Annotated in this window: 23 protein-coding genes and 1 tRNA gene; 6 read left to right on the top strand and 18 right to left on the bottom strand. The window is 43.0% G+C overall.

The genetic code is table 11. The features are described from left to right. Positions 1-161 precede the first annotated feature (161 nt). Entirely contained in the window at positions 162-2,549 is a 2,388-nt protein-coding gene (locus Q0R52_RS23730; protein ID WP_295799513.1) for an ABC transporter permease, read from the bottom strand. 134 nt (positions 2,550-2,683) lie between these two features. On the opposite strand from Q0R52_RS23730, the gene Q0R52_RS23725 reads away from it, so the two are divergent. The 6 genes from Q0R52_RS23725 (at position 2,684) to obgE (ending at position 5,461) form a co-directional block, all read left to right on the top strand. Further along, positions 2,684-3,145: a redoxin domain-containing protein gene (locus tag Q0R52_RS23725; protein WP_295799511.1), complete on the top strand. Its 462-nt coding sequence runs from the start codon at positions 2,684-2,686 to the stop codon at positions 3,143-3,145. Between the two features lie 52 nt (positions 3,146-3,197). Further along, a complete protein-coding gene (locus tag Q0R52_RS23720; RefSeq protein WP_295799508.1) occupies positions 3,198-3,371 on the top strand; it encodes a hypothetical protein in 174 nt (57 codons plus the stop codon). After that, positions 3,347-3,589, top strand: coding sequence for a GIY-YIG nuclease family protein (locus Q0R52_RS23715; protein WP_366520939.1), 243 nt, complete (start codon positions 3,347-3,349; stop codon positions 3,587-3,589). Before Q0R52_RS23720 ends, Q0R52_RS23715 begins: the two co-directional genes overlap by 25 nt. Continuing rightward, positions 3,580-3,653 (top strand) — tRNA-Arg (locus Q0R52_RS23710). Before Q0R52_RS23715 ends, Q0R52_RS23710 begins: the two co-directional genes overlap by 10 nt. Positions 3,654-3,797: 144 nt before the next feature. Beyond that, positions 3,798-4,370 (top strand): adenylate kinase, encoded by a 573-nt coding sequence (locus tag Q0R52_RS23705; RefSeq protein ID WP_295799502.1) that lies wholly within the window; start codon positions 3,798-3,800, stop codon positions 4,368-4,370. 92 nt (positions 4,371-4,462) lie between these two features. Next, the gene (obgE, locus tag Q0R52_RS23700; protein ID WP_295799499.1) at positions 4,463-5,461 is read left to right on the top strand and encodes a GTPase ObgE; all 999 of its coding nucleotides are present in this window, start codon (positions 4,463-4,465) and stop codon (positions 5,459-5,461) included. A 74-nt stretch (positions 5,462-5,535) separates the two neighbouring features. Here obgE and Q0R52_RS23695 read toward each other — a convergent pair whose 3' ends face one another. The 17 genes from Q0R52_RS23695 to Q0R52_RS23615 are packed head-to-tail and all read right to left on the bottom strand — an operon-like array spanning position 5,536 to position 23,963. Next, entirely contained in the window at positions 5,536-7,116 is a 1,581-nt protein-coding gene (locus tag Q0R52_RS23695; RefSeq protein ID WP_295799496.1) for a hypothetical protein, read from the bottom strand. Then, entirely contained in the window at positions 7,106-8,404 is a 1,299-nt protein-coding gene (locus Q0R52_RS23690; RefSeq protein WP_295799494.1) for a hypothetical protein, read from the bottom strand. The genes Q0R52_RS23695 and Q0R52_RS23690 overlap by 11 nt, the downstream gene beginning before the upstream one ends. Before the next feature lie 6 nt (positions 8,405-8,410). Further along, complete coding sequence (locus Q0R52_RS23685) at positions 8,411-8,965, bottom strand: WcaF family extracellular polysaccharide biosynthesis acetyltransferase (RefSeq protein WP_295799491.1); 555 nt, start codon at positions 8,963-8,965, stop codon at positions 8,411-8,413. Continuing rightward, positions 8,952-10,373, bottom strand: a complete 1,422-nt coding sequence (xrtY, locus tag Q0R52_RS23680) for an exosortase Y (protein WP_295799489.1) — start codon at positions 10,371-10,373, stop codon at positions 8,952-8,954. Before xrtY ends, Q0R52_RS23685 begins: the two co-directional genes overlap by 14 nt. Then, on the bottom strand, positions 10,373-10,990 hold the full coding sequence (locus Q0R52_RS23675; RefSeq protein ID WP_295799487.1) for a class I SAM-dependent methyltransferase: 618 nt from the start codon (positions 10,988-10,990) through the stop codon (positions 10,373-10,375). Before Q0R52_RS23675 ends, xrtY begins: the two co-directional genes overlap by 1 nt. After that, positions 10,983-12,116, bottom strand: coding sequence for an XrtY-associated glycosyltransferase XYAG1 (locus Q0R52_RS23670; protein ID WP_295799484.1), 1,134 nt, complete (start codon positions 12,114-12,116; stop codon positions 10,983-10,985). Before Q0R52_RS23670 ends, Q0R52_RS23675 begins: the two co-directional genes overlap by 8 nt. Then, positions 12,113-13,516: an exosortase Y-associated Wzy-like protein gene (locus Q0R52_RS23665; protein ID WP_295799483.1), complete on the bottom strand. Its 1,404-nt coding sequence runs from the start codon at positions 13,514-13,516 to the stop codon at positions 12,113-12,115. The genes Q0R52_RS23670 and Q0R52_RS23665 overlap by 4 nt, the downstream gene beginning before the upstream one ends. A gap of 3 nt (positions 13,517-13,519) precedes the next feature. After that, positions 13,520-14,365, bottom strand: a complete 846-nt coding sequence (locus Q0R52_RS23660) for an FkbM family methyltransferase (RefSeq protein WP_295799479.1) — start codon at positions 14,363-14,365, stop codon at positions 13,520-13,522. Next, complete coding sequence (locus Q0R52_RS23655; protein WP_295799477.1) at positions 14,352-15,512, bottom strand: glycosyltransferase family 4 protein; 1,161 nt, start codon at positions 15,510-15,512, stop codon at positions 14,352-14,354. The genes Q0R52_RS23660 and Q0R52_RS23655 overlap by 14 nt, the downstream gene beginning before the upstream one ends. Beyond that, the gene (locus Q0R52_RS23650) at positions 15,509-16,798 is read right to left on the bottom strand and encodes a glycosyltransferase (protein ID WP_295799474.1); all 1,290 of its coding nucleotides are present in this window, start codon (positions 16,796-16,798) and stop codon (positions 15,509-15,511) included. Before Q0R52_RS23650 ends, Q0R52_RS23655 begins: the two co-directional genes overlap by 4 nt. After that, entirely contained in the window at positions 16,795-18,018 is a 1,224-nt protein-coding gene (locus Q0R52_RS23645) for a glycosyltransferase (RefSeq protein WP_295799471.1), read from the bottom strand. The genes Q0R52_RS23650 and Q0R52_RS23645 overlap by 4 nt, the downstream gene beginning before the upstream one ends. Position 18,019: 1 nt before the next feature. Beyond that, entirely contained in the window at positions 18,020-18,739 is a 720-nt protein-coding gene (locus Q0R52_RS23640; protein ID WP_295799468.1) for a methyltransferase domain-containing protein, read from the bottom strand. A 12-nt stretch (positions 18,740-18,751) separates the two neighbouring features. Further along, positions 18,752-19,783 (bottom strand): glycosyltransferase family 4 protein, encoded by a 1,032-nt coding sequence (locus Q0R52_RS23635; protein WP_295799465.1) that lies wholly within the window; start codon positions 19,781-19,783, stop codon positions 18,752-18,754. Next, on the bottom strand, positions 19,780-20,760 hold the full coding sequence (locus tag Q0R52_RS23630) for a glycosyltransferase (protein WP_295799462.1): 981 nt from the start codon (positions 20,758-20,760) through the stop codon (positions 19,780-19,782). The genes Q0R52_RS23635 and Q0R52_RS23630 overlap by 4 nt, the downstream gene beginning before the upstream one ends. Beyond that, positions 20,760-21,908, bottom strand: a complete 1,149-nt coding sequence (locus tag Q0R52_RS23625) for a glycosyltransferase (RefSeq protein ID WP_295799457.1) — start codon at positions 21,906-21,908, stop codon at positions 20,760-20,762. The genes Q0R52_RS23630 and Q0R52_RS23625 overlap by 1 nt, the downstream gene beginning before the upstream one ends. Then, positions 21,905-22,855 carry a glycosyltransferase family 2 protein gene (locus tag Q0R52_RS23620; RefSeq protein WP_295799455.1) on the bottom strand — a complete coding sequence of 317 codons (951 nt, stop codon included), beginning with the start codon at positions 22,853-22,855 and terminating at the stop codon, positions 21,905-21,907. The genes Q0R52_RS23625 and Q0R52_RS23620 overlap by 4 nt, the downstream gene beginning before the upstream one ends. Beyond that, the gene (locus Q0R52_RS23615) at positions 22,839-23,963 is read right to left on the bottom strand and encodes an acyltransferase (protein ID WP_295799453.1); all 1,125 of its coding nucleotides are present in this window, start codon (positions 23,961-23,963) and stop codon (positions 22,839-22,841) included. The genes Q0R52_RS23620 and Q0R52_RS23615 overlap by 17 nt, the downstream gene beginning before the upstream one ends. Positions 23,964-23,972: the final 9 nt, after the last annotated feature.

Genomic DNA, 23,972 nt, shown 5'->3' with positions numbered 1-23,972 from the left:
CCTACGGCACGCAGGTATTTATGTTATATTTTTTTCTACCAATATGTGGCACAAATGTTTTTTCCGGCCCCATCTGGGCCAAATATTGGTAGAAATCAGCTAAACAAAACATCCGCACCGTTGGTGCGTAACTAAGCGTTCAGGTCTCGGGTTGCCACCATTTACTCCCCCCTCAAACTATCCGCCGGATTAACCAATGCGGCCTTTACAGCCTGGTAACTCACCGTAATAACAGCAATAACTAATGCCCCAATAGCTGTAACCACAAACACCCACCATTGTATATTTTGGCGATAAGCAAACCCCTGCAGCCACTTTTGCATCAACAGCCATGCCAGCGGTGTAGCAATAATTATGGAGATAATAACCAATCGGATAAAATCCTTTGAAAGCATTGTGGTAATAGCGGATACACTTGCACCCAACACTTTGCGGATGCTTACCTCGCGGGTGCGCTGCTCAGCTGCATAGGCCGCCAAGCCGAATAAACCCAGGCAGGCGACAATAATAGCCAGCACGGTAAATATGATAAACAATTTTCCCATGCGCTGCTCGCTGCTGTACAGGGCATTAAAATCCTCGTCCATAAACGAATATTCAAAATGCTGGTTTGGAGCCGATGCTTTCCATTGGCTTTCAATCCGGTTCATAAGCGCGGGCAGGTTGGTGGTGTTTACTTTAACGCTTAACGATGCCATCCAGTCGGGCGCCATCACCATTACAAGCGGGGTGACATTATCGCGCAGGGATGAAAAATTAAAATCTTTCACTACGCCGACAACATGGTAGTCCTTTTTAACGTTGGTGATTTTGTGTAGCGGATTGCCGGTGTAACCCAGCATTTTTGCTGCCGTTTCATTCAGTATAAGGGCAGATGAATCGGTAGCAAATTGGTTGCTGAAGTTCCGGCCTTGTGCAAGGCGCATTCCCATGGTGTTTAAGTAATCTTCATCCACAGTCCAGAATTCTGCCTGGGCCGACCTGCCCCCTTCTGATGAAAATGTATTGGGAAATCTGAGGCTGCCCGTAGGTAAAAAGCTGCTTAGCGTAGCATTTATAACGCCGGGGATTTGCTTTATTTCCTGTTTAAATGCCCCCGGGTTGTGGAGAGTGGTTACATTTTTAATGACAAGCATATGGCTGCGGTTAAAGCCAAGGTCTTTATTTTTAATAAAATTAAGCTGGTTATAAACTACCAATGTGCCCACAATAAGGAATATCGATATGGAGAATTGCAAGACCACCAAAACACTGCGAAGCACGCCACCTTTAAACCCGGTGGCCAGCCTTCCTTTTAACACATTAATGGGTTGAAACGCTGATAGGAAAAACGCAGGGTACGCACCAGCCAACAACCCCACCGTTAAAATAATAGCCAACAATGCAGGCACCAGCCAGCCAAACGTTTGCAGATTAAGCGTTAGCTGCTTGCCGGCCAGTTGGTTAAAAAACGGCAATAATACCCAGGCCGCTGCTAGCGCTATTATTGCCGCAGCCAATGTTACCATTACCGACTCCGACAAAAACTGCGCAATAAGATGCCCGCGCGACGATCCCAACACCTTGCGCACCCCAACCTCGCGTGCACGGTTGGCTGAACGTGCGGTTGAGAGGTTCATGAAATTAATGCAGGCCAGTATTAAAATACAGGCAGCTATTGCCGAGAAAATATAAATATAATCCGCGTTGCCATTTGCGCTAAGTTCCCGCTGCCGGTTTGAGTGCAGGTGAATGTCTGTTAGCTGCGTTAAGTTTAGTTTGATAAAATTACCACTGGCAGCAAATTTAGAGTAACTAAAGGCGGCGGTGTTCATGTTTTTTTGCAGTAAGGCATCAAATTTTGCTTCGAGGCGCTTATGGTCGGCGCCTGGTTTTAACAATATGTAGGTGCCGAAATTAAAATGGGTCCAGTTATGGTCTTGGTTGGCATCAAGCGCGAGCAAAAAATCGGCTTTAAAGTGTGATTGCGCCGGAATGTCTTTAATAACCCCTGATATTTCATGAAGCGAGCTTTCATTGCTTACCAGCGTCAGTGTTTTACCGATAATATCGCGGTAATTGCCGTCTGTTATATTAAAATATTTTTTAGCTGCCGATTCAGAAATAACAATCGAATTGGGTTCATGCAAAGCAGTCGTGGGATTGCCGGCAAGCATAGGCAGCGTAAAAATGCTGAAGATGGCAGGGTCGCAATAAACTGCTCTATCCTCTTCGATAACCTCGCTCCCTTTCTTAAACCGCAGGTTAATCGCCAGCGCTATGCGTGTTGATTTTTCAACCTCCGGAAACTCCCTCACCATTGCGTCGCCAACCGGTGGCGCAGCAATGGCAAATGACGTAACAACCCCGCCGTATTTCAAATCTGTATTTACGCGGCATATCCTGTCGTATTTGATATTATACCGGTCATAACTCAATTCATCAAACACATAAAACACAATAAACAGGCAGGTGGTGAGGCCCAAAGCCAGACCCAATATATTTATAGCGGTAAAGCCTTTGTTTTTAAGCAGGCTGCGGAATGCGGTTTTTAAGTGGTTTTTAAACATAACGGATGATTTGTTTTTCTAAATTTATAACTAGATAATTAGTTTAACAAATAATTGTCAATCAAGGGTAATTTCGGATACGCTCCAAGGCGCATTTAAATATTTATCATTCCTTTGCATAAAAAAATCAACCTATGTCATTACAAACAGGCTCTGCCGCACCACAGTTCACTTTGTTCAACACCGAAAAGAAGGAAGTTTCGCTATCTGATTTTAAAGGTAAAAAGGTAATACTGCACTTTTTCCCTTTAGCGTTCACCAGCGTTTGTACCGAACAATTATGTACCATGCGCGATAACTTTGGTTACTATGAAGGCTTAAACGCGATTGTTTTAGGTGTTTCAGTAGATTCGCTTTTTACGTTGGGCAAGTTCAAAGAAGAAAACAACTACCAGTTCGATTTACTTTCCGACTTCAACAAAGAAGTTTCGGCTGCCTACGGGGCCTTATATAACGAATTTGCTTTTGGTATGAAAGGCGTATCAAAACGTGCTGCTTTTGTTATAGATGAAGAGCAAAATATAATTTACGCTGAGGTATTGGAGTCGGCCGGCGACTTGCCAAATTTTGAAGCAATTGATGCTGCAGTAAAGTAATTTGAAAAAAAATTACAGCTGTTTGAAAAGAAATTCTATCTTTGCAGTCCGTTTGAAAAAGCACTTGTACCTGCCTGCCTGCCTGCCTGCCTGCCTGCCTGCCTGCCTGCCTGCCTGCCTGCCTGCCTGCCTGCCTGCCTGCCTGCCTGCCTGCCTGCCTGCAGGCAGGGCTCAATTGGATAAAGCGCCTGACTACCATATATGTTCTATGTATATGTTTTATTAAGTGAACAATATGGACGCAGGTATATTGGAATGAGTAACGACTTTGAAAAAAGACTTATTCAACACAATGCAGGATACACAAAATCGACTAAAGCATATAGGCCTTGGAAGATTGTTTATACAGAGAGCTTCGATACGTTGTTGGAAGCTGTAAATCGCGAAAAATACCTTAAAACGGGTGTTGGACGAGAATTTTTAGATAGAATATTGCACTTGTAGCTCAATTGGATAGAGCACCTGACTACGGATCAGGAGGTTAGGGGTTCGACTCCCTTCAAGTGCACATTGAAGAAGTCATAAGTCTTCAGTCGTAAGTCCAGAGTCAGAAGCAATTCTGCATTTTCCCGACTTAAGACTCAAGACTGCCGACTCAAGACTAATTAAGCCTTTCTGTATAGTACCGAAAGGCTTTTAATTTGATAGAAGCATGCTGAACCTGGTATTGTTTGGTCCTCCCGGAGCTGGGAAAGGGACACAATCACAAAAGCTTATAGAAAAATACGGCCTGATACACCTTTCAACAGGCGACCTTTTACGCGGTGAAATTGCGCAGGGAACCGAACTCGGTTTAGAAGCTAAAAAGCTGATGGACGAGGGTAAATTAGTTCCTGATGCTGTAGTTATCGGGATGATTAGCCATAAGCTGGATGCCAATAAGGATGCTAAAGGGTTTATTTTTGACGGCTTTCCGCGTACTGTAGCGCAAGCAGAAGCTCTGGACGAATTACTTTCCAGCAAAAACGCGCCGATATCGGGCATGGTTGCACTGGAGGTTAATGATGACGAACTGGAATCCCGCTTACTATTGCGCGGCAAAGATTCCGGTCGCCCTGACGATGCAAACCCGGAAGTTATCCGCAAGCGAATAAAAGAATATAACGATAAAACCGCACCTGTTGCGGGTTTCTATAAAACTCAAAATAAATACAAAAGCATAAATGGCATCGGTTCTGTCAGTGAAATATTTGACACGATAGGCGGCATTATTGCTACTTACTGATTTCGGATTTCGGAATTCCCATTTCGGAATTTTATATTTTGGATTTATCAGGTAAATCCGAAATCGAACATCCGCAATCCGAAATAAAAATTATGTCTCAAGGTTCAAATTTTGTTGATTATGTGAAAATCTGTTGCCGCAGCGGCCACGGAGGGGCGGGTTCATCTCATTTGCACCGGGATAAATTTACAGCTAAAGGCGGCCCTGATGGCGGCGACGGCGGCAGGGGCGGTCATGTTATTGTTAAGGGAAATGCCCAGCTATGGACACTTTTGCACCTTAAATTCCGTAAACACGTTATTGCCGGCGACGGCGGCGCAGGCGGCAGTTCGTTAAAGAGCGGCAAAACCGGCATGGACGAGATATTGGAAGTGCCGCTGGGCACTATAGCCAAAAACGCCGAAACAGGCGAAACACTGTTTGAAATAACTACCGACGGCGAAACAAGAATATTAACAGATGGCGGTCGCGGTGGCCTGGGTAACTGGCACTTTAAAACACCAACCCTGCAAACCCCGCGCTTTGCCCAACCCGGTGAAGACGGCAAAGAAGACTGGAACGTATTGGAACTAAAAGTACTGGCTGACGTTGGTTTGGTAGGCTTTCCGAATGCGGGTAAATCGACATTGCTTTCGGTCGTGTCGGCAGCCAAGCCGGAGATTGCCGATTACCCGTTCACTACTATTGTACCTAACCTGGGCATAGTTGCCTACAGGGGTGGGAAGTCGTTTGTAATGGCCGATATACCGGGTATAATTGAAGGTGCATCACAAGGCAAAGGTTTAGGTTTTAGGTTTTTGAGGCACATTGAACGCAACTCGGTATTGCTGTTTATGGTGCCTGCGGATACCAATCGCAGCATAAAAGAAGAATACCACATATTACTGCACGAACTGAAGGAATATAACCCCGAAATGCTCGACAAACCAAGAGTGCTGGCCGTAACCAAATCGGATATGCTCGACGATGAGCTGATGGCAGAAATGAAAAAGGAACTTCCAACGGATGTTCCCTCTATTTTTATATCGTCAGTAGCTCAGAAAAATATTGATGAGCTGAAGGATTTGTTGTGGAAAGAGATTAATGGGTAAGAAGTTGATTAGGTTGATTAAGTTAAGAAATCAGACCCGCGAAAAACTTAATCCAACTTAATCAACCCAATCAACTACCTCTTCATCCTCGCCTCATACAACACGTACTTATCGCTTAACATCGAAAGGCTAAAACCAGTATACCCAGGAAACGATTTCATTACCAACTTCTCCTTTGGGCCATTGTAGGTCTCGGGCAGAATGATAAATAATGGGCCGGCAAACCCATCGTACTTGTAGTCATCCATATCAATTTTATAATCATCTCCGATAGGCGAAAGATTGATAACACGGTTATGTAGTATCTCCAGGCTTACATCGTTGGCTATAAAAACAAACAGCGCATTCTTGTTCTCCCTGTCAAGCTTCATGATGGCGTTTAATGATGGCTGGTCGATGTTAATCTGAGATATACCAGTTGTGCCTTTTGCGCTTTGATTTTTATTGATGTTGTAGCCCTTAATTACATAGTTAATACTGTAACCGGCGATGCACAAGCAAACTACCGTAAACGCCAGTTGATACCCACGCTTTAACCTGTTTACCATGTAAATCAATCCCGGCGCTATCAGTATACCAATAATGCGGAAATGCCGGGCTTCGTATGAGATATTGAGCTGTCTTAAATAAGCAAATCCAAAAAACAGTAACGCGCCGAAATAGAAAACAAAAATAAAAAGCCGGTAATTATTATTGTGTACAGACTTTATCAATGCCCAAATCAACAACAGGCTTAATATTGCCAGGCTAAATACAATTGCAACCGACCAAAAATGGTTGAACATCGGTTTGCCGAAGTTATAAAGCAGCCCATGAAAAAAATCGTCCAGCGAAAAACCCGAAAGCAGCGGCGTTGACAGCGGGAAGCTGAACGTGGCTGTGGTTAGTTTAAACCCTTTTGATACTGTGGCCGGACTTTGGCCTTTTGAAAGGAACAATATATAAATAGCTGCAAGCGATAATGCAGCAGGCACACCTATCCATAACCCCTTCTTTAGCCATTCAACTATACCTTTGCTACCTAATGATAGCCGTACCCACAAGCAGAAAAGCCCTGCGATATACATCCATAAAAAAGAAGATTTAAAGAAGAAGCCGATCCAGCCGGATAGAAGCACGAAAAGCAATAGCTTCCAATCCGGCTTTTGCAGCGCAACGCAGCCGAATAAAAACCAGCCTTCAAAAGCAAAAAGCAAAACCTCCCCCCCGGTATAAAAAACATATGGAACAAAAAACGCAACCTGGCAGATAATAAACAAAAGGCTCAGTGCTGAAATCATGGGCGTAAAACCGATTTTCTTAAAAAAAATGTAAAAGCCGGCCAAGCCGAATAGTTGTCCCAACGCAACGGTTATTGCTATAGCCTGCCCGGTGTTAACACCCGCAGTCAACTTAAAAAAATATGGCACCAAATATTGCCCCGGCGACCACCACGTGATAAATTCAGTATAGTTTTGGGCGATGTCGCTTTGGTCGGGCGCAACCATTGTATTAAAAGGCCCGCCCAGCTGCATGCAGCGTAAAACCTGGAAACCGTTGGCCGGATCAGGGAAAAGTGCCGGCGGAATTAAAACCAGCAACACTCCCAATAGTGCCACGGCCACACCGATAATTATTAAAATAGTTTTATGAGGGGATTTTTGATTAGTGGTCATACTTTTCGAGAAGGAATAGCACGTTGTTATCGTTTATGTTATACACTGGCCTTTTACCTGTGTTAAGCTTTAAATCTTCTAAATGTATACGGTATTTTTCCGTCAGCGCAGGATCGGCCCCGTAATGATTTATAAAGAAAGTTTTGCTTAACGATATGGCATCGGAATAAGCCAAGCTTAAAAAACCCAAAGATATGTAAACTAACAAAGGGATAATTTTGATGTAACGCGACTTAATAAACTCAATTATGTAAGTGTATAAAAGGTATATAAATACCGGAATCACCGGGATCAAAAACCTCGAATCATAAAAAGGCCACAAAAAAATCATGATCAGGTAAACCAAAAACACCCAAAAGGCAAGAGTGCCCATCAACTTCAATTTAACAACGGCCCTTGCCGCTATGTACAACGTAACTGCGCCAAGTACAATCAACAGGTATTCTGCGGTGTCAAACCCTCCAACTTTAATGTTGCCGGTAAGCTTGCTGTACGGTATATTTAATACCATTTCGCCCAACTCTTTAAAATGTAACTGCAGCCTGCCGATTATTGAAGATGGCGCCTTTATCATCGTACCCAAATTCAATTGATTCAGATAGCCGATCTTAGCCTCGAGAATAGACAACTTTATCAAAAATACCGCAATGGCAGCCAGGAGTATTATAGTGATCCCGCCAATTAAAATTTTACGCCCGGCTAACTTCGCCCTGTTATTATAAATAAGATAAATTACCATACCGGGTACGATTGCAATGCCAGCCGTGCGCACAAATATGGCTGCTGCGGTTAAAACCAAAGCAGAAATTATATAATACCGCTGTCCGCTACAGAATTTGGACCATAAGTATATGCTTGCCACAAATAGCAGGGTAAATACCTGGTCGGATATAGGCATGGTGAAGTGCTTAATGTTAATAAATGACAGCAACACCAGGGAATAAAAAGCGAGTTTGCTATCAACCGGTAAAAGTTTTGTTAACAAATGGCTTGCAAGCAGCACACAAAATATATTAACCGTAGTAATAGCTACCGGGAACGGCAGATGAAGTTTATCGAATAAAAACAAAAGCCAGGGATAACCGTGAGGAAGAACATCATGCGCTGCCACGCTGTTTTCACCGAGTCCGCCTTTAAAATATTCCAATATATTCAAATACCTTATGCCATCGGTAATTAATCGTAAAGGCGTAAAAATATTCAGCAGCACTAAAAACATCACCACGCAAAATAGCCCGAGGGCTAACTTATTGGTTTTGTTGTTTTGATGATTTACAGCTGTTACCAATGTTGGTTAAGAGTTTATTACGCGGTCGCGGATTTTCACAGCAGGGTTACCCTGGTATATCGAATATGCTTCAAGGTTTTTGGTGGCCACAGACCCACTGGTAAGTACGGCATGCGATGCTGCAGTGACGCCCAGGTTTACCATGGCGCCGGCGCCTATCCAAACGCCATCCTCCAAAACTACACCCGATGTCAACAAGTTGAAGGTGCTTTTCTTATAGTCGTGGCTGCCAGTTAGCAAAATAGCGCCCTGCGAAATGCAAACATTATTGCTAATGGTAACCTGCACCAGGCAATCGATCCAAACATTTTCACCAAGCCACGTGTGGTTGCCTACTGTTAAGTTCCAGGCATATTTTACATTTACACCCGGTTTTATGGTAACCCCCTGTCCTATTTTAGCGCCAAACAGCCTCAGCCAAAAAACTTTCACTTCGCTCGAAGGCAGCAAACTACTTTTTAAAAAAACTGCATTTACGTAAAACCACAACAGTCTTTTCAAGGCGCTGCCACCCGGGTTAAAGGGCGCATTGTTATATAACGAAAGGTCAGTTTGCCCCATAGTTATTAAGTGTTTTGTCGTTGCGTTTTACCCAAAAATAAAGCGTTATTGCAATTAGTATATACACAATGATATTGAATATAGCGTGATGGTCAATAACCCGGTTTTCGTTACGGGTCCAAAACAAGGCTAACAATACAAACCGGGCAATGTTTAAAACTTGTATACCCAGCAATCCACCCAATAGAAACCCAATTTTCGATTTTAATTTTATCGGATAAGCCAGCACAAAAGCAGCAAAGAAACTCATCACCCCAAGCCCAAGGCAGGAGTACACCAACTGAATAATCGGATGGCCGGGCACCAATAATTCATAATCGTTGGTAATAACAGTAAATCCAAGCCAAACGAGAAATTGAGCGCTGCCTTTTAACAACAGCCATCGTAACCCGCTTATATAATTAAGATATTGGGCCAAAAAGGCGCTGTAGTGATTGCCTGGCGATGTAATCCCAAAATACAATATGTTAAAATAGTAAAAAGCCGCAAACAGCGCTATAAATACCAGCACAAATTTTACCGGCGAAGCGCCATTTTCAACGCCCGCTTTAGAACCTTCTTTTTGCTTTAAAATTTCATCTATCTTAATATCAACTATCAACCGGAACCAAAAAGCCTGCAAAAAATGAAAGATCACGCCGGTACGGCCATCCAAAATGCCCAGTTGAAAAAAAATACGGTAAATAAAATACAGCATCGGCCTTACATAGCGGGGCAGTTTCCACCAAAGTTGCTTCAGCCAGGCCGTGCGTTCATCAGGCGAGCCCCAGAAATGCGGTTTAACGGTTTGCGAGCGCATTTGCATCATCCGCTCTACTTCTTCCTGCGCCACCAAATCGCTGTAACGGTTATGTTTGGCTATCCAAAAGGCAATGTTGTTTTCCTTTAAATTTTCTTCTATTATAACGCCATCTTTCCAGATAACCGTCTTACCTGGCACAACCATGCGATGATCCATAGCTTCGTTTAAATCTGAATAACCAACGCCGTACCGTATCATTTTTAACAGGTAAAAAGGAAAGTACCCGCCATGCTTAATCCAGCGGCCTTTGAAATAGTTTTTGCGGTTAAAGTAAATACCATCTACGTCACGGTAATCTTCATCGTTAAATGTGGAGAGTTTATTATTAAGTTCCGGCGTAACCACATGGTCGGCATCAAGACAAATTACCCATGGCGTTTTTACGTCGGAGTTTTTTAAAGCGAAGTCCCATTGCGTTGGGTGGTTTTCAAAGGCATTTTGTAAAATAACGGCGCCGTACTCTTTTGCTATCGCGATGGTATTATCCGTACTTCCGGAATCTAACACAAAAACCTGTGCATCCAGATTTTTAACAGATTCTAGCAGCCGGGGCAAATGTATTTCCTCGTTAAAAGTTAATATAATAAATGAAAACTGCGCGTTCACTATAGCTTCGCCTTAATAATCATGCTCTTCCAAAAATACGGAAACCTGCCACAACCCCTGAATTGGATAACAGTGAACCCGGAGTTGGTTAACACTTTTGTCAATGTTTTCCTCGACCATAGTTTGATATGCCCGCCCAGCCACAGCGGGTCCATATGGCTGTCCCATTTATTAAAAATGCTAAGCGTTAGGTTTTTTAGATAACCATGATAAGGAGTTGTGACGATGAGTTCGCCGCCGGGTTTAAGCTGCTGTTTGCAAAAATCGGCAAACGCCTGCGGGTTGTATAAATGCTCGATAACTTCGGTTGTTATAATGGTATCAAAAGGTATTGCCTGTAATTCCGGCGGCAAAGCATCCGACGATAAATCCTGCACAAAAAAGCGATCGGGATTTGTTTTTCGGGCAATGACTATTCCTTTTTCTGACGCATCGGTACCATAGGCATTGTAGCCGAGCTTTACCAGGTGGTTTACCAGGTAACCGTTACCGCAGCCCAAATCAAGTATGTGTTGATTTTTATCTTTATCAATTAAGCCGATAAGATCATCCAGCTGGTAGCTGAAATTATGCGTAGGGCCATCGCTATGGAAGCCGTAATCCTGGTAATCAGCCATTTATTATATTATTATATAGATCAATGTATTTTTTAACAAGCCGGCCCTCATCAAAATCAGCCCGGACTTTACCCGGCGCTATTGTGCGGATGGCGGTTAGCTCATCCGGCCTGCCGATAATAAAGTTAATCATATTACCCAAGGCAGCGGCATTTAATTCACATTGCCAACCTAGCTTATTTTCGGTAACATAGCCTGACAGACCTACAAACGGGCTTACCAGCACCGCCGTACCCTCGCTTAAACTCTCGATAATTACGTTACCAAAGTTTTCATCGTGCGATGGCAGCACAAGTAAATCTTGACCGGCAAGCATTTCAAACTTATCAGCGCTTTTAAAGCCAACCCAATTGATGTTGTCGGCAACCCCATTTTTTTCAGCCAGCGTTTTTAATGTACTAATGTAGGTTGAATCCCCGTCACCAGCTACTGTAAGTATGTATGGACAGGTTACAAAAGGCAATGCATCCAGCAAAATATCCAATCCTTTTTTTTCTTCGATCCGCGAAAAGAATACAAGTTTAAAAACGCCGGTTTGCTTATTAGCAGCAATAATGTGCTCAGGCAGCTTTACAAAATTTGGGATATTGGTAATGCCTTTGGACTTAACAATTTTACCTATTGCTTCTGCCTCCTGTTTTGAGGTTACATGGATATAGCAACGTTTTAACAAAGGCTTACCCAATAAGTGATGAATAAACCATTTGATCCCTATATTCTTATTCTGAAACGAGTAAGGGCTAAGGGTGCCTCGTGGTGATACCACAACGGGCACATTACGCATTAATGCCACAAGGCACGAGAATAACGAAACCAAATTCCACCAGGCGTGGATGTGGATCACATCAAAACTTTTAGCCTGTTTCCACAATTGCCGCAAAAGTACCGGCGAAAAGTGGCTGTGATCTTTTGTGAGCCGTTTAAAATAGGTCACCGTAACTCCGTCAACCACCAAAGGTGTATTGGGTGTTACAGGCAGCTCTGTTTTACCGTTGGCTGTAGTGGCATAGGCTTCGGTTTGGATACCGGATTTTTCCAGTTGCTCGGCCAACATCGATACCGACATGGTTGGGCCGCCGTAAATATAAGCCGGTTTGTAGGCTGCACATATTTGTAGAACCCTCAAATTTCCTTAAGTATATTTTTTGACCGCAGTATTTTGAACACAATAATCATGGTTACATAACTCCAGAACACCGAGTTTACTATAAACTCAAAACTCAGGCCGCGCCAAAATATCTGGAATAGCCCGCTGAATATCAATGCTGCGCCTAAAATATATCCCCCAAATAGTTTTTCGGCCTTTATGGCTATTATTTGTGCCGCAGCGCCATAAGCAAACAAATAAATAAAAATGCCGATGGCACCATAAGATAAATAAGCATCAACAACATACGCCGGTTTAGCCGAAACATTTGAGTTACGGTTTACTACGTTCGCGGCGTAAACACGCTCCATAATTAAGTCTTCGGTTATAGGTTTCGCGGGCCAAAATATCCTTGGCACAATAGCAATGGCTGATTGTTTAATCAAATCAGTTCCGTAAAAATCAACATTTGCGGGTGTCGATTTTACAAACTTTGTAAACATTTCTATTTCACTAAGGCGGTATATCAGAAAACCCCAGTTAGTATTGTCGTCAGCATCCTGGTTAAGCGCGGCATCCAACGCAATTGCAGTTGCGTCATCTTTGTTTTCGTCGCCAGCCCAGGTGCTCTGACGAAGACTGCCCACAAACGATGGCAGGTAGATAAACAGCAACAGCAGCAGGGGAACGAAAGTGACGGTTACAACTTTTTTGTAGTTCGGGTACAAAAATACCCCCAAAACCAAAATGCTGATAATGATCGGCTCTTTAAAGCCGGAAGTAAAGGCCTGATAAAAGTTAAACAGGTATAAGGCAGCACAAATCATCGTGTTTCCCATTTTTCTAAGCGGTATAGCAAACGCCAGTGCAAGCGTACCCGCTATAAAGCTTAATGAACCCAGTTGTACATAAAATTGCGACAAACCCGGCAGCTTTAAAAACAGCAATGACACCGGAAAAGTTATCAGGGCCATTTGCAATAAAAGATTCGCAAGTTTTTCTTTTTCTATATAGTATTTTGAATGTGCCGGGTATTTCATAAACATCAAAATACCTGATACAAACGCTGCGTGGGCTAAACAATAATACCGCTGGCACTGCGCGGCAAGTTGCAAAGCGTTTTCGTCTAATGCCAGTATCGTGTTTACCTTTGTAAGATACTCGTAGCCCATAAGGCTTAAAAAATAAAATATCGACGTACAGCACATATAACCGGCAAATATTATCTGGACTATAAAAATCGGACGCATCAACTGTTCAGCCATCGTGCGGTCATCGGGCAGCGGTTTTATTTTACCGGTTAGTGTAACGTAAAATATAAAAAACGAACCCAGCCAGGCAATAAAATAAGATGCAATTGGCAACGCCGAAAATAACATAGCCAAAGCCCAGGGCAAAAAAAGCACCAGGAATTTAGCGTAGTTATTTTCTTTATCCATAATTTAAACCGGGATGCAAAATAAGTTACCGCCCTCAATAGCTTCGGCGCTCTTTAACAATTCGCACCCTACTGATGATACCTGGTAAATGGTATAACCTATTGCCTGCAGAAAGGCATAACAATCAGCAATGCTCTGCCCATTGTTGCGCCAATAATTGTCATCGTACTCAAAAATTATGCGCGGCTTGTGTTTATGCAAGGTTTTCGTTAAACCACGCAGTACCTGGAACTCAAACCCTTCCACATCAATTTTTACCAGGTCGAGCGATGGCAGGCTTTGGATTTCGGGCAGATCATCGGCCACTTTAATCAGCACACGCTGCGTACCGGGTCCGGTCGAACTGCCACTGAGGCTAAAGGTGCCCTGGTTCCACGAGCAGGGATTTACCGCAAAATCAGCTTCGCTCTCCTCGTCGGATAAAGCATAGGGAAAAAGTGTAACATTGTCAGCTTTATTGAGCGCTGTGTTACGGCTAAATTTCTCGCGGAGATATTCCAACGGCTCAAAGGCAAAAACTTTGCCGGCTCGCCCGGCACATTGCGACATGCGGATGCTTTGCAAGCCTATGTTACCGCCAATGTCCAGCGCGTTGCAACCGTCTTTAAGGGATATCCGTATCAGTTTGTTAATTTCATCTTCGTAGGTGCCGGTGCTCAATATCGAATATTCGATATAGCTATCGGCGCTGGTGTAAATGGCGATATCTTCGTTGGTTAGCCAAACAATGCCGTTGTTTATACTTTGTTTAAGCTGATCCGAAGGCCTAAGCAAATTGGAAAGGCGTTCCTTACCGGGCAGTTTCCAGTTGCGGGTAAAATCAAGTTTTATGCGGTCAAGTCGCTTCATTCAATAACTTATTTTCAATTGCCAAGGCAATTTGTTCAAAACTCCAATCTTTTATAATCAATTTTGATGCTGCGCCAAATTTCGCGAGTCGCTTTTTATTCATCGTCAAAAGGCCTAACTTTTCGCTTAAATCTGCCGCATCACCCGCTCTAAACACAGCACCATTTTGCATTGATTTAACCAGATCGGTAGCACAGCCTATTTTGTCAGACGCTAATATAGCCTTTCCGGCGGCCATCGCTTCATTTACTGCAAGCCCCCACGATTCGTTAGGACCGCTGGATGGTAAGCAAAAAAGGTCGCAGGCCTGGTAAATCGCAGGCATTTGAGATTGATTTTGGAAATCAATATAATGAACTCTAGAAACATTTTTTGACTTAGCTTTCAAATCGATTTCAAGTGGGCCATTTCCGACGTACAACAAATGAACACCACTTTTATTCAAATTAACAAAGGCCTGCAACAATATCAACGGCGCTTTTTTCGCTTCGATTTTTCCTGCAAACAGTACCAATATATCGTCATTATTTAAACCAAGTCCGGCCCGAAACGATACGGCATTTTCAGAGTGGTTTTGTGAGAAACGCTCGTTATCAATTGCATGCGGAGCGAAGGTCATCTGGTTTTCATTTAGCCCATGCTTTAAGTAATACGCCCTATTGTTTGTGCCAACATAAAACACATGGCTGATATTGGCGTAAACCCACCTTAAAAAAATTTGCCTTGCCGTACTTTTCACCACTCCTAACTTATCTAATAAGGTGGAATCGCCGCGAAAATAAACAGGTTTCTTACCTTTAAAATATTGGATTATTTTTAAATGCGATTTGTAGGCCCAGCCGAAAACCAATAAAGCATCGGGCTGGTATTTTTTAATTTGCTCAATAGCACCGGGGGTAACTATGCCTTTGAAATAATGTGAACCCGGCGCCGGTGAAATATTAACCAGCCACTCAAAATCGTAACCGTCTAACAGCGGGATATCCCAGCTTATATTTTTGCCAAAGCCGGGATCGTGCTTGGGCGCGATAGTTTCACCAAGTGTATAAAACACTTTTATGCTGATGTTGTTGCGCTGCTGCAAAAGTCTGAAGATTGGTGCGTAGTATTGAATTGGATGGGTAGTAATAATAGCCAGTTTTTTCATTGCCCTATACCAATAACTTTGTTAAACAGTTCAGTTTGCTTTGCAGTAAGGTTTTTGGCGCTGTAGTTTTCAAACTCCTTTTTCAGGTGTATCGGCGTAAAAATACCTTTTGCCCAGTTTTCGAACAAAGGTTGTAATACATTTTCCGGTCGATTTGCCCCGGCACCGAAGGTTATTACAACGGCGTCATCGGCACATTCATTTAATGCGTTTACGGCGTTGCTATTTTCGTTAAAAATAGCGAGCAGAGGCTTTTGCGTTAGCAGGTAAGGATAAATCTTCGAAGCTGAATATTGCGGGTCATCAGATCCTGGTATAAACAAAGCGTCAGCCTGCAGTAAAGTCGCCAGGCTGTGGTAGTAACTGATTCTTCCAGGCAATTCAATTACGCTATCTTCAACTCCATACTTTTTTGCCAGCGGGGCTAATGTCGCTACGCCCTGCCCAGCGGGTGCATAGCTGGTACCAATAAAGTAGAACTTCAATCTTCCGAACAATTCCGGCTGATTTGCCAAGCCATCTTTTAGCGCTTCAAAAACCGGTGTTACAGCTTTATACATGTCCAGCCCGCCACGGCCAACGTAAACTATGTTTACAAACCCTTTTTGCAGCAATGGTTCAAACTTGTGCTGATTGTCTGCAGCTATTTTAAGGTCTGGCTCAAAAGCCCCAAATGTAATAGTAGCCGCCGGAATGTCTTTTAACCGCACATACCGGGCCCTTAACTCATCTATATAACCTGCCGATACGCTTATCAACCCACCAACCTGTTTCATGGCAATGGGCTCTAAGTATTTATGCAGGCGGTAAGAGAACCAATATTTTGGTGGCTGCTGTTCTCTGGGCTTATCCTGGTAATACTCGGAGTGCCACGGGTCCTGCATGTCAATTACATACGGCACGCCGAATCTCTTTTTCCAGTAAGCACCTAAAACACAAACAGGGAATTGGGTTGTCGAAAAATAAATCAGGTCGTATTTTCCCGCCTTTAAAAGTTGGTTTACCGTTTTGCGATAGTGCCAAAGCGATCGTAAACCAAGGCTACCCAAACCAACTTTTGCTGTCAGTGTTTTGCTTAGCGCTTTTACCCTGTGTATTTTCAAGTCAACGGGCAAACTTTGCATCAGCAGGGGATCTTTCACCATCTCCGAATAACTCTCATCCACCGTTACTACTTCAGCATCCCAACCAAATTGCTTAAAATGCGGCAGGCTGGTACGGATACGCTGCATATCGGCAGCGTTCGATGGCGGGAAGTACGGCGAGATAATCAGGACACGTTTCAACTTGCCAGTGTTTTGTTAACGAGGGCCAGAAACTTTTCACTTTCGCTTTCCCAGTTCAACTTGCTTCGGGCTGTATTGTAAGATGCTTTTTTTGCCGCATACAATTCATCCCGGTTAGCTGCGTAGTATGCTATAGCCTGCGCAAGGCTTTGAACATTCCTGTTCTCATAAACTTTCCCGGTTTCGGGGTACTCACCCATCAGGCCTTTTTGTGCAGTTGTGTCGCTTGCTATTATGGTAAGACCTGCCTGCATGTAGGTGAAAATCTTATTGGTAAGGCAAATATCACGGTTATAAGGGATGCTGTCTTCCATCGCCAGGCCAATATCAAAAGCTGATGCAAACCGGATAATCTCATCGGGCGCAATTGGGTCATGAAATACCAGCTTAAAGCTATCACCTGCCAGAGTTGCCAGTTGCTGCTTTGTTTCCATATCGGCATAACCCAATAAATGCAATTCGATGCCCTGGTTATTTATCATCTTCAAAGCGCTGATGCAATCACTAATTCCACGTGCGGCACTTACTGTTTGCGAGAACCAAAAAAGTTTGATGGCCGCCACTGCCGGTGCTTGCGGTTTAGGCACACGCTTATCTATTGGAAATACATTTAAAATAGTAACAGGCGATATATCTTTATATAAATCGTGATACGCCGCGCTGATGTATGGGCTGCTCGTGGACAAATAATTTACATGCGGAAGATATTTATCATCGATAAACCTGGCGACCTTATAATCTAAGTCACCAACATCGTCGGTAACCTCATTGCGGTGAAAGTCCTCTGCATCGAAGCCACATTTCGCATTATTTATTTTTGCTGCATTTACTGCTGCCGGCAAGGCCGCTTGCACATGTGCTATATAGAGGTCGGCTTTAATTGATTTGGCAATTTTTACCAGGTTTGGATATGTTCGTCCTTTGGCAATTTCGGCTATGCCATATTGCAATGTTATGTTGCGTACAATAAAGCCAAATAACTTTACGCGTACCCGGCTAAAAAAATAGGTAATTTTATCTTCAAACGGCGAGCCGCCTGCCAGTATAGGCTTCCATTTCACTTCTTTAAAAAGAATCTTGTCTGCCTGCCATGCCCACTCAGTCCAGTAAGAGTAAACGACATAAACATCAAATCCGGCTTCTGCCAAACTATTGGCTTCTTTAACCAGCCGGGGATTGGTGGACGGTTGCCCTACCGAAATTAAAACAATTTTCTTCAAGCTATTTCATGCAATCAACGTATAACGAATGATTGCTGTGGTTCTCCTGATCGTCTATCAATTGTTCATCAAGCGATTCCCGGTACCTTTGCCTGGTTATATTTTTAAACCCATGCTTCGCCAAAAAATAATTCAACGCTTCAAAATCATAGGCATACTTATGCTCACCATCCTGCCGAAAAATATGGTTAAGAATGGCAATTTTTGTGTCGAAATTTCCGGGGAGCGCCTCAATATCATATCCCAACGCCTTCCAAAGGCTCTTATCGTTTTTAGAATAGGCCTCAATAAACATTTCGGCGTCCGGCACGGCAATTCTTAAAACCGCACCATCCTTCATTACTCTTTTACATTCATCTAAAAAAAAGGGCGCTTCCGATATTTTATCCAGATGCTCAAAAAAATGTTCGACCCTAATCCTGTCTACAGTGCTGTTCTTAAAGGGTAAATGCTTTCTCGAGTCGAAAGTGAATGAAACATTATTTAAGTTCATCAAGTCTACGTTGACCCACCCATCATGCCCGAAAGGGCCGCAGCCAACATTTAAACTAATATTTTCACCAGCCGAATATTTTGCAACGTTAAGCCTTTTAAAGGGATTCAAACGGTAATTAACCCTGCTCCTGAAAGCCCGGAATTCGGTGCGTAAAATAGTTAGGCTTTCCGGCGACACCGGCGACATTTTAGTAATAAGCTTACCTATTTTTTGTTTAACGGTCATAAATTGTTCAATTCAATTTTTATTTGCGGTGCTAAAAAGTTGCAGGTACTGTTTTGCTATTACCGGGCAATCAAATCTTTGCTTAGCTGTTTCGCGGCACAATTTTCTGTCGATGCCGGCAGCCGGTTTTATAGCTGCCACCATCTCCTCAAATGTATTAACTTTTATACCGGTTTGCCCGGTCACCACTTCGGGCACCGAGCCGCGGCTAAATGCAACTACTGGTGTGCCGCAGGCCATGGCCTCAACCATTACCATTCCAAAGGGTTCGTCCCATTCTATAGGGAAAAGCAGGGCTTTAGCGTTTCCCAGGTAGTCGTTCTTTCCCGCATCGTTAAGCGCACCCACATACTTTATTTGTTTACCGTCAATCAGCGGTTCAATTTCAGTTTTAAAATATTCCAGGTTATCGGCGGTATGCGGAATATTACCAGCAATAATTAATTGATGGTTGGTAGCTTTCGCAACTTTTATAGCGGTATGCACCCCTTTTACTTTATCAAGACGGCCAAGAAACATTAGCGGGGCATTTTCGCCGGGGTTGTCAATTAACCGGTATTGGGCGAAATCGATAGCATTATAAACTGTTTTCCACTTGCCGGCAACATTGCCGGTCGAAACGCAATAATTGCTGCACGCAGTAAATATTAAATCACGGTTTGGCAACACGTTTATAATTTTTATCCCCCTGGCAGAAACCGGTCGGCCATAGGTCATTATTTTTTTCACCGGGTTGTTTAAAACAGGCAGCAGGTAAATCAATCTGCCAAAATTGTGTACCAGGTCGAATTCGTTCCTGCGCTTCCTCAAAAACGCCCAGGCTTGCAGCAATTCTCTATTTTTTTGCGCGGTCGTTTTCTCCAGGTTGTTTTCGCCAAAAGCATAACAGGTGCCCGAAATGTGTGAATCCGGACCAGCCAGCAGGCTTACCTCGTGGCCCTGCTTTTGATATTCTTCTGCAAACATATATACCAGCCGCTCGTGCCCGCCATATAAGGGCGGCGGTACAGGTATGCCGGGATCCATTATCAGCAGTATTTTCATTTATATACGCTGTTTACAATCTCCAGCATTCGTTCGGCGCTCTTTTTTAAGGTGAGATTTTGCAATACGTAGTCGCGCGGGGCAAAATCGCCGTTTTTTACTTTGTTATAAAACGAGGTAACGGTTTCTTCAAATACTTCAAAATTTTTAAAAGTCATCCCGCACCGTTCATCAAAAAATGGAACGGATGTAGCCGGCACCACGGGATTATTCCACTCAAACCTGTTAGGGTCGAGCCAAAAACCCTGGTCCCAGGCAAAAACAGGCACGTTCATGGCCATTGCTTCACAACAAGCAAACCCCTGGCTTTCGTGCTCACACAAAAAAATCATCGCCTTGCATTGCTGCAGCAAATCATGGTATTCTGTTTCAATATAACTGCCGTAAACAATTTCGCGATAGCTATAACCTAGCTTATCCAGCTTATTTAATATGGGCCGCTTTAGTTCGGCGCCGTTCTTTTCTTTATCAAACAGGAACTTGCTGTAAACCAAAAAATCAATTTTCTTCTCGACGTTTTCAACCGGCGACCAATGGCCGGTGTCGATACCCGACGGCCATAAATCGCACGTTTCGTTGCCGAAATAAGGCACATAAATATCCATCGTCCACTTTGAATGCTGCAGGTATTTTGTTACGGGGTACTCCTGGGGCAGCGTAGGCCACTGGCAGGGGTGTGTCATTAACCCTATTCCCGCAATCACAGGGTTAGGTTGTTTATATCCTTTGAGGGCAAACTGTCCAAGGCCAAGAGTAATAACCGGTTCGCCTGGTTTTATTTTATGATACGGAAAGTTTACAGTATAATCGACACTTAGTTCATCAAAGCCCTTACAAAGGTTAATAAACACCTTATCCAACCCGCTTATTTTTTTTCCCTTAACCAGGTTTCGCAAAACGCGAAAAATGTACCTGTCTCCCGGGATATACTTAAACCTCAGCGGCGGTTTTTGGTAGTATAAATGTATCACAGCCACTACCTAATCTTTTGAATTATTTTATTAAGGGATTGAGCAATCGAATGGTCATGCAGCGCGCGTTTCTGCCCGTTGACCTTTAGCTTTTTCCTTAGCTTCTTATCTTTTTGCAACACATCAACTTTTGCAATAAAACTGCTTGCATCAGTGTAAACAGCAATTTCATTGTCAAAATCGTATAAATCTCCAAGCCCCTCGGTGTATTCGGTAAGGTAGCAGGCGCCTAACATCGGTGCCTCGATATCCCGCAACCGCGAATAAGTATTCGGTTGGTTAAGCGGAAAGTTATAAGACGGATACCTGTTAACACCCACTGTTATCATGCTTGCCGATGTTAATTGGTTATACTCTTCAAAACTGATGGGCCCGCCCACTTTTGCTTTTAATACAGGGCTTATTTCTGCCGAAAGCTTGCGTTGCTTTAACTTGCGGAGATACGGCAAAGTGCCGTTCTCCTTTATAAAATTGAATTGAAAAGCTAATTTGTTCCCGAGAGAATAATGTCTCGCGGCCAACACCGGCTCAGCTGCGCCCTCACCCCATCCCTTCCCGTGAATCGCCAAAGGTAAATCAGGCCGTTTCAGCATAACATTCTCAAAAAAAAGTTGCCGCTGTATATCTTTCGAACCGATAAATGTTAGCAGGCTATTAGCTTCGCCCTGCGGGACACGTAATTTAGGCTCGAGCCATATCGGCATCGGCAGGTTGATATAATTATAGCCCGCGCTTTTATAAAGGTCTATAGCCTTCTGCTCAGGCACCCAGTTTAAATCAAACACCGAAAACTCCGCAGGTATTTTTTTAAACTCACGCACATTATCACAAAAAAAATTAACGCAGGCAATCCCAAGGCTTTTAATCCGGTTAATTGCGCCGCTATCAATTTGCGCCGGGTACAGGTAGCTCAGAAAAACATCGGCTGGATTTTCTTCGAGGTAATTAACTGTCTGTTCCCAAACTTTTCCCTTCCAGCTATTTTGCTCCTCTATGCTTTTCGGAACAATGCCAAAAGCCCAATCAAGTCCTGGTGCCTCATCCCAGGTATGCCCGGCCTCCGCTATACCTTTTTTAATATAGTATTGCCAAAAGCTATAGGCTGGGATGGGGTGCTGAATCTCAGACTGTAAAAAAGAAAGAAATATCTTCATTTGTTAAATACCCTGCCTTTAAAAATACGGCGAATCCGCAATAGCTTTTCGGTTGCCGTAAACCCTGCTTTGTTATAGAAAAACCCTAACGCGCCCTTTTCGGGAATGATAAACTCCGGGTTAAGTTCGTATATCCAGTTAACGACTTCTTTTGCTTCGGTCAGGTTGTAAATTGCAATCCAGTGGGCCAATGTCCATAATACCTTCGCTGCTGCTTCTATTCGCCGTTTCGTTAACCTATTCTCGTCGGCCAATTGATTCACGATCCTTTTGTAAAGCATCAACTGCTGATAGTTCTGCATTCGTTGCTTTACACCCTGGGTTATTTGTAAGCGGTCGTTATGGCCTAAACGGTGTGCCAGCGCAATGCCAGGGTGAACCGCAATAAAGGGATTTTTTAAAGCAGCTTCCAGGATCAGCAGTCGGTCATCCCTGTACGCAAACTCCGGGTTGTGTGGTATGTCTTCAAGAAATTCCTTTTTAAAAATAAATGCCGAGTAATGCGAACCATAGCCTTCACCCAATTGCTGCGCAATAAAATCGTCGGTATCCACAAAGCACCGCGTGTAAAGAGTTTGCCCGCCGTTATAAAAATCTCGGGTGCCACTTACCACAATGTCTGCCCCGGTTTTTACGGCCAGCGCAAACTGTTCATCATTGGCATCTTCGGCAAGCATGTCGTCCGAGTCTAAAAAGCGGATATATTTACCTTTTGCAATTTTAAAGCCACTGTTCACCGCAGCACATTTACCTGAATTAGATTGTTTTACCACGATTATATCAGGTTGCTTTTCCAACCACTGTAGCGTGCCGTCAGTGCTGCCGTCATCAATAACAATAATTTCGATTTTACAAACAGCCCCTCGGCAGCTCTCTATAGCTTCAGGCAAGCACCACAAGCGGTTGTAAGCAGGAATAATTATGCTGATATCAAATGCTGAACTCATTTGGTTTTACTGCTACAGGTTTGTCCGATAAATAAGCGAAGTTTTTCTTCAATCTCAAAAATGGAAGCTCAATAAATTTATATGATATCACAGCTGTGAGTAAAACAAGCACAAAGTCAATCAAATAACCCGACGGGGGGAATGTCAGCATTTTAATTAGTTTATCACTCAGGGTTACTTTAGTGGCTAAGTAATTAACAAACTGGTTATAATACTTCGGAAGTATATAATGATATAAGTATATCCCATAACTTATTTTACCTATATTAACCAATACCTTGTTATTAAAAATAAATCGCGTTACTATATTATAATTTTCCCTGCAAACGTAAATTATCAGGTTGATACTTACAATTGAATTTACAACGCGTATTAACACAATGTCCTTCCCCATGTTGTGCCAAAATAATAAGGCCAAGCTTCCAGGCAGTAAAATCAGCAATATGTTGGTTGTTAATCTTTTAAAATGACCGTAGTTTTCTACATAAGCATATAGTGCGCCAATTGCAAAGGCTGTTATACAAGGCAGCGGCAGTAAATAAAAAAAAGGGCCGTACATGTTTCGCAGTATTACTGAACTTACAAGACCGAGAATTATCGATATTAATATAACACCGAATAAATACTTTTTGGGCGTGTAAATTATTATCCACGGCCAAACAATGTAAAACTGCTCTTCGACAGCGAGCGACCATGTGTGCGCAATACTTCCCCACGCTACTGTTTTGAGCGTTAAAAAATTTGATGTATACGTTAAAAAGTACGCGATGTGCTCTTTAGCATATGTATCATTTAAAACAAATACAACCAATAGCACCAAGAGAAAATAAACAGGGAAAATTCTCAATACACGGCGGAAGTAAAAATTTTTAATAACATGCAACCTTTCCACCGGGGCCGCTTTATCACTGGCAACAAACAATATTTTGCTTATAAGAAATCCGCTTAAAACGAAAAACAGATCAACCCCAAAAGTGCCCTCCGGAATTAACCTCGAAAAAATAAATGTCAGTATACCTGACTTGAACTTATGCGGCCCCCAGTGTTGTATAATCACTATAAGTACTGCAAAAGCTCTAAGGGTATCAAGGCCCTTTAAATATTTCATAAAACTATT

The sequence above is a fragment of the Mucilaginibacter sp. genome (assembly GCF_025359345.1).
In the GTDB taxonomy this organism is placed as follows: domain Bacteria; phylum Bacteroidota; class Bacteroidia; order Sphingobacteriales; family Sphingobacteriaceae; genus Mucilaginibacter.
The sequence above is the reverse complement of the archived record's forward strand: the minus strand, read 5'-3'. Positions and strand labels throughout refer to the sequence as shown.

Coding starts and splice junctions, on each gene's coding strand:
- Q0R52_RS23665 (WP_295799483.1), bottom strand. CDS start 13,516: ATGGATAAAGAAAATAACTACGCTAAATTCCTGGTGCTTTTTTTGCCC.
- Q0R52_RS23725 (WP_295799511.1), top strand. CDS start 2,684: ATGTCATTACAAACAGGCTCTGCCGCACCACAGTTCACTTTGTTCAAC.
- Q0R52_RS23705 (WP_295799502.1), top strand. CDS start 3,798: ATGCTGAACCTGGTATTGTTTGGTCCTCCCGGAGCTGGGAAAGGGACA.
- Q0R52_RS23685 (WP_295799491.1), bottom strand. CDS start 8,965: ATGGGGCAAACTGACCTTTCGTTATATAACAATGCGCCCTTTAACCCG.
- Q0R52_RS23695 (WP_295799496.1), bottom strand. CDS start 7,116: ATGACCACTAATCAAAAATCCCCTCATAAAACTATTTTAATAATTATC.
- Q0R52_RS23635 (WP_295799465.1), bottom strand. CDS start 19,783: ATGAAAATACTGCTGATAATGGATCCCGGCATACCTGTACCGCCGCCC.
- Q0R52_RS23715 (WP_366520939.1), top strand. CDS start 3,347: ATGTTCTATGTATATGTTTTATTAAGTGAACAATATGGACGCAGGTAT.
- Q0R52_RS23640 (WP_295799468.1), bottom strand. CDS start 18,739: ATGACCGTTAAACAAAAAATAGGTAAGCTTATTACTAAAATGTCGCCG.
- Q0R52_RS23660 (WP_295799479.1), bottom strand. CDS start 14,365: ATGAAGCGACTTGACCGCATAAAACTTGATTTTACCCGCAACTGGAAA.
- Q0R52_RS23655 (WP_295799477.1), bottom strand. CDS start 15,512: ATGAAAAAACTGGCTATTATTACTACCCATCCAATTCAATACTACGCA.
- Q0R52_RS23615 (WP_295799453.1), bottom strand. CDS start 23,963: ATGAAATATTTAAAGGGCCTTGATACCCTTAGAGCTTTTGCAGTACTT.
- Q0R52_RS23625 (WP_295799457.1), bottom strand. CDS start 21,908: ATGAAGATATTTCTTTCTTTTTTACAGTCTGAGATTCAGCACCCCATC.
- obgE (WP_295799499.1), top strand. CDS start 4,463: ATGTCTCAAGGTTCAAATTTTGTTGATTATGTGAAAATCTGTTGCCGC.
- Q0R52_RS23730 (WP_295799513.1), bottom strand. CDS start 2,549: ATGTTTAAAAACCACTTAAAAACCGCATTCCGCAGCCTGCTTAAAAAC.
- Q0R52_RS23675 (WP_295799487.1), bottom strand. CDS start 10,990: ATGGCTGATTACCAGGATTACGGCTTCCATAGCGATGGCCCTACGCAT.
- Q0R52_RS23620 (WP_295799455.1), bottom strand. CDS start 22,855: ATGAGTTCAGCATTTGATATCAGCATAATTATTCCTGCTTACAACCGC.